At 58.2% G+C, this 5,553-nt stretch carries 3 rRNA genes; all 3 read right to left on the bottom strand.

Annotated features, from left to right (window positions below):
- Positions 1-117 precede the first annotated feature (117 nt).
- The 3 genes from rrf to NBZ83_RS29710 all read right to left on the bottom strand — a co-directional run bounded on the left by rrf (position 118) and on the right by NBZ83_RS29710 (position 5,342).
- A 5S ribosomal RNA gene (gene rrf, locus NBZ83_RS29720) occupies positions 118-234 on the bottom strand.
- Positions 235-309: 75 nt separating this feature from the next.
- Positions 310-3,419: ribosomal RNA gene (locus NBZ83_RS29715) — 23S ribosomal RNA — on the bottom strand.
- 413 nt (positions 3,420-3,832) lie between these two features.
- A 16S ribosomal RNA gene (locus NBZ83_RS29710) occupies positions 3,833-5,342 on the bottom strand.
- Together the 16S, 23S and 5S rRNA genes form the textbook arrangement of a ribosomal RNA operon.
- Between the last annotated feature and the right edge of the window lie 211 nt (positions 5,343-5,553).

Raw genomic sequence — 5,553 nt, 5'->3', positions numbered from 1 at the left:
ACGGCGACCGGAACCGATCGCGCCACACGCCGCCTCGAGCCCTGCACCGCAGAAATACCCCAACGCACAAAACAAGCGTGGGGTTGCCTTAAAAAGGCAACCCCACACTTTGTATAAGTCCGGCGGCGTCCTACTCTCCCACACAGTCCCCCATGCAGTACCATCGGCGCTGAAGAGCTTAGCTTCCGGGTTCGGAATGAGACCGGGCGTTTCCTCTTCGCCAAAACCACCGAAACACTATTCAACTATACAACCAGCACCCAACCGGCCATACAGCTGGGAACCGCACAGTGGACGCGTAGCATCTTCGAAGTCAAGCCCTCGGCCTATTAGTACCGGTCAGCTCCGTGCGTTGCCGCACTTCCACCTCCGGCCTATCAACCCGATCATCTAGTCGGGGGCCTTACCAGGCTACCCTGTGGGAGACCTCATCTCGAAGCAGGCTTCCCGCTTAGATGCTTTCAGCGGTTATCCCTTCCGAACGTAGCCAACCAGCCATGCTCTTGGCAGAACAACTGGCACACCAGAGGTTCGTCCGTCCCGGTCCTCTCGTACTAGGGACAGCCCTTCTCAAGTCTCCTGCGCGCGCGGCGGATAGGGACCGAACTGTCTCACGACGTTCTAAACCCAGCTCGCGTACCGCTTTAATGGGCGAACAGCCCAACCCTTGGGACCTACTCCAGCCCCAGGATGCGACGAGCCGACATCGAGGTGCCAAACCTTGCCGTCGATATGGACTCTTGGGCAAGATCAGCCTGTTATCCCCGGGGTACCTTTTATCCGTTGAGCGACGGCGCTTCCACAAGCCACCGCCGGATCACTAGTCCCTGCTTTCGCACCTGCTCGACATGTCTGTCTCACAGTCAAGCTCCCTTGTGCACTTGCACTCAACACCTGATTGCCAACCAGGCTGAGGGAACCTTTGGGCGCCTCCGTTACTCTTTAGGAGGCAACCGCCCCAGTTAAACTACCCACCAGACACTGTCCCTGATCCGGATCACGGACCGAGGTTAGACATCCAGTACGACCAGAGTGGTATTTCAACAGTGACTCCACCAGAACTGGCGTCCCAGCTTCACAGTCTCCCACCTATCCTACACAAGCCGAACCGAACACCAATATCAAGCTATAGTAAAGGTCCCGGGGTCTTTCCGTCCTGCCGCGCGTAACGAGCATCTTTACTCGTAATGCAATTTCGCCGAGTCTGTGGTTGAGACAGTGGGAAAGTCGTTACGCCATTCGTGCAGGTCGGAACTTACCCGACAAGGAATTTCGCTACCTTAGGATGGTTATAGTTACCACCGCCGTTTACTGGCGCTTAAGTTCTGAGCTTCGCCCCAAAGAGCTAACCCGTCCCCTTAACGTTCCAGCACCGGGCAGGCGTCACTCCGTATACATCGTCTTACGACTTAGCACGGAGCTATGTTTTTAGTAAACAGTCGCTTTCCCCTGGTCTCTGCGGCCACTCCCCGCTACGGAAGCAAGTTCCTACACGGAGAACGGCCCCCCTTCTCCCGAAGTTACGGGGGCATTTTGCCGAGTTCCTTAACCACAGTTCACTCGAACGCCTTGGTATTCTCTACCTGACCACCTGTGTCGGTTTAGGGTACGGGCGGCTCTGACACTCACTAGAGGCTTTTCTCGGCAGCATGGGATCATCCACTTCGCCACAATCGGCTCGGCATCAGGTCTCAGACACATGGAAACGCGGATTTACCTACGCTCCGTCCTACACCCTTGCCCCAGGACAACCACCGCCTGGGTTGGACTACCCTCCTGCGTCACCCCATCGTTTGCCTAATACCAGCCGGGATCCCACCCTCCCAGACACATCTCCGAAAAGACACATCCGATCAGATGGTTAGCACAACCAGGTTCAGCATGGGCGCGTCAGCGCCGGTACGGGAATATCAACCCGTTGTCCATCGACTACGCCTGTCGGCCTCGCCTTAGGTCCCGACTCACCCTGGGCGGATTAGCCTGCCCCAGGAACCCTTGGTCATTCGGCGGACGGGTTTCTCACCCGTCATTCGCTACTCATGCCTGCATTCTCACTCGTATGGCATCCACGGCTGGGTCACCCCGCCGCTTCACACGCCACACGACGCTCCCCTACCCATACACATACCTGGACACCACAAGGATGCCTGGCTAACATGCGTATGCCGCAGCTTCGGCGGTGCGCTTGAGCCCCGCTACATTGTCGGCGCGGAATCACTTGACCAGTGAGCTATTACGCACTCTTTCAAGGGTGGCTGCTTCTAAGCCAACCTCCTGGTTGTCTGTGCGACTCCACATCCTTTTCCACTTAGCGCACGCTTAGGGGCCTTAGCTGGCGATCTGGGCTGTTTCCCTCTCGACTACGAAGCTTATCCCCCGCAGTCTCACTGCCGCACTTCACTTACCGGCATTCGGAGTTTGGCTGACTTCAGTAAGCTTGTGGGCCCCCTAGGCCATCCAGTGCTCTACCTCCGGCAAGAAACATGCGACGCTGCACCTAAATGCATTTCGGGGAGAACCAGCTATCACCGAGTTTGATTGGCCTTTCACCCCTATCCACAGCTCATCCCCCAGGTTTTCAACCCTGGTGGGTTCGGTCCTCCACACGGTCTTACCCGCGCTTCAACCTGGCCATGGATAGATCACTCGGCTTCGGGTCTTGGACATGCGACTCAAACGCCCTATTCGGACTCGCTTTCGCTACGGCTACCCCACAACGGGTTAACCTCGCCACACATCGCAAACTCGCAGGCTCATTCTTCAAAAGGCACGCGGTCACCAGACCGAAGTCCAGCTCCCACGGATTGTAGGCACACGGTTTCAGGTACTATTTCACTCCCCTCCCGGGGTACTTTTCATCTTTCCCTCACGGTACTAGTCCGCTATCGGTCACCAGGGAGTATTTAGGCTTAGCGGGTGGTCCCGCCAGATTCACACGGAATTTCACGGGCTCCGTGCTACTTGGGAATACGTCCGGGAGGAACACTGTTTTCAGCTACAGGGCTATTACCCTCTATGGCGGTCCGTTCGCATGACCTTCGCCTAACAGCGTTCTTTCTGACTCCCTGACGGAACGGCAGTCCCGTCCGGACGATCCCACAACCCCACCATCGCAACGCCTGCCGGCTATCACACGACCATGGTTTAGCCTGATCCGCTTTCGCTCACCACTACTCGCGGAATCACGGTTGTTTTCTCTTCCTGCGGGTAATGAGATGTTTCACTTCCCCGCGTTCCCTCCACATGCCCTATGTGTTCAGGCAAGGGTGACAGGATTTAAAGCCCTGCCGGGTTTCCCCATTCGGAAATCCTCGGATCACAGCTCGGTTGACAGCTCCCCGAGGCATATCGCAGCCTCCCACGTCCTTCATCGGCTCCTGGTGCCAAGACATCCACCGTGCGCCCTTAATAACTTGGCCACAAAGATGCTCGCGTCCACTGTGCAGTTCTCAACGTACGGACGGCCCCAGCCGACACGGTAGAACCCACCCCCACACGGGAAGCAGTCCCCTACCACGACCGGTCCGCTCACCAGCAGACCCCCACCACCACAACCCCCACCAGGAGGATCATGCAGAAGGGGTCACACCAGACGAGGAAGCCTTACTCCCTCAGGACCCAACAGCGTGCCACGAACCACCAGCCCCCACCAAGCCCGTTCCACCCGCACAACCCCCCACAGAGGATCACACAGAGTACTAGACACCCGGCAGACAACCAGCAGCCCTATCGTCAGCGTTCCACCCATGAGCAACCAGACCGGCATGCACATCCGGTCCTGGCCCTGAACCAGCCCATCCCCAACAGGACAGACCAGCCAGACGCTCCTTAGAAAGGAGGTGATCCAGCCGCACCTTCCGGTACGGCTACCTTGTTACGACTTCGTCCCAATCGCCGGTCCCACCTTCGACGGCTCCCCCCACAAGGGTTGGGCCACCGGCTTCGGGTGTTACCGACTTTCGTGACGTGACGGGCGGTGTGTACAAGGCCCGGGAACGTATTCACCGCAGCATTGCTGATCTGCGATTACTAGCGACTCCGACTTCACGGGGTCGAGTTGCAGACCCCGATCCGAACTGAGACCGGCTTTTTGGGATTCGCTCCACCTCGCGGTATCGCAGCCCTTTGTACCGGCCATTGTAGCATGTGTGCAGCCCAGGACGTAAGGGGCATGATGACTTGACGTCATCCCCACCTTCCTCCGAGTTGACCCCGGCAGTCTCCTATGAGTCCCCGACATAACTCGCTGGCAACATAGGACGAGGGTTGCGCTCGTTGCGGGACTTAACCCAACATCTCACGACACGAGCTGACGACAGCCATGCACCACCTGTGCAGGACCCTTACGGACCCCGTATCTCTACGAGATTTCCCTGCATGTCAAGCCCTGGTAAGGTTCTTCGCGTTGCATCGAATTAAGCCACATGCTCCGCCGCTTGTGCGGGCCCCCGTCAATTCCTTTGAGTTTTAGCCTTGCGGCCGTACTCCCCAGGCGGGGCGCTTAATGCGTTAGCTGCGGCACGGAGGCCGTGGAAGGTCCCCCACACCTAGCGCCCAACGTTTACGGCGTGGACTACCAGGGTATCTAATCCTGTTCGCTCCCCACGCTTTCGCTCCTTAGCGTCAGTTCCGGCCCAGAGACCCGCCTTCGCCACCGGTGTTCCTCCTGATATCTGCGCATTTCACCGCTACACCAGGAATTCCAGTCTCCCCTGCCGGACTCTAGCCTGCCCGTATCGACTGCAGGCCCGGGGTTGAGCCCCGGGTTTTCACAGCCGACGCGACAGGCCGCCTACGAGCTCTTTACGCCCAATAATTCCGGACAACGCTTGCACCCTACGTATTACCGCGGCTGCTGGCACGTAGTTGGCCGGTGCTTCTTCTGCAGGTACCGTCACTTGCGCTTCGTCCCTGCTGAAAGAGGTTTACAACCCGAAGGCCGTCATCCCCCACGCGGCGTCGCTGCGTCAGGCTTCCGCCCATTGCGCAATATTCCCCACTGCTGCCTCCCGTAGGAGTCTGGGCCGTGTCTCAGTCCCAGTGTGGCCGGTCGCCCTCTCAGGCCGGCTACCCGTCGTCGCCTTGGTAGGCCATCACCCCACCAACAAGCTGATAGGCCGCGGGCCCATCTCGAGCCGATAAATCTTTCCACACCACCAGATGCCCGGTAGTGTCATATCCGGCATTAGCCCCGGTTTCCCGAGGTTATTCCAGAGCTCGAGGCAGGTTGCCCACGTGTTACTCACCCGTTCGCCGCTAGGAGCCGAAGCCCCTCGCTCGACTTGCATGTGTTAAGCACGCCGCCAGCGTTCGTCCTGAGCCAGGATCAAACTCTCCATCAATGATTAAGAGCGCCGGGAAACCCGGCAGACCCCAACATCGACACCACAACCGTGATGTCGTGTTCAAAGGAATCTCTCACAACCATCACCAGCCATCCCCCACACCCCGAAAAACCAGGGTTAAGAAGAACAACCAGCCAGGCCATGAACGAGGTAAAACAATTGGCACTGACAATCGGCACGCTGTTGAGTTCTCAAGGAGCAGGCGCTA

This window comes from Frankia gtarii, assembly GCF_025403375.1.
Classification (GTDB): Bacteria; Actinomycetota; Actinomycetes; order Frankiales; family Frankiaceae; genus Frankia; species Frankia gtarii.
The sequence above is the reverse complement of the archived record's forward strand: the minus strand, read 5'-3'. Positions and strand labels throughout refer to the sequence as shown.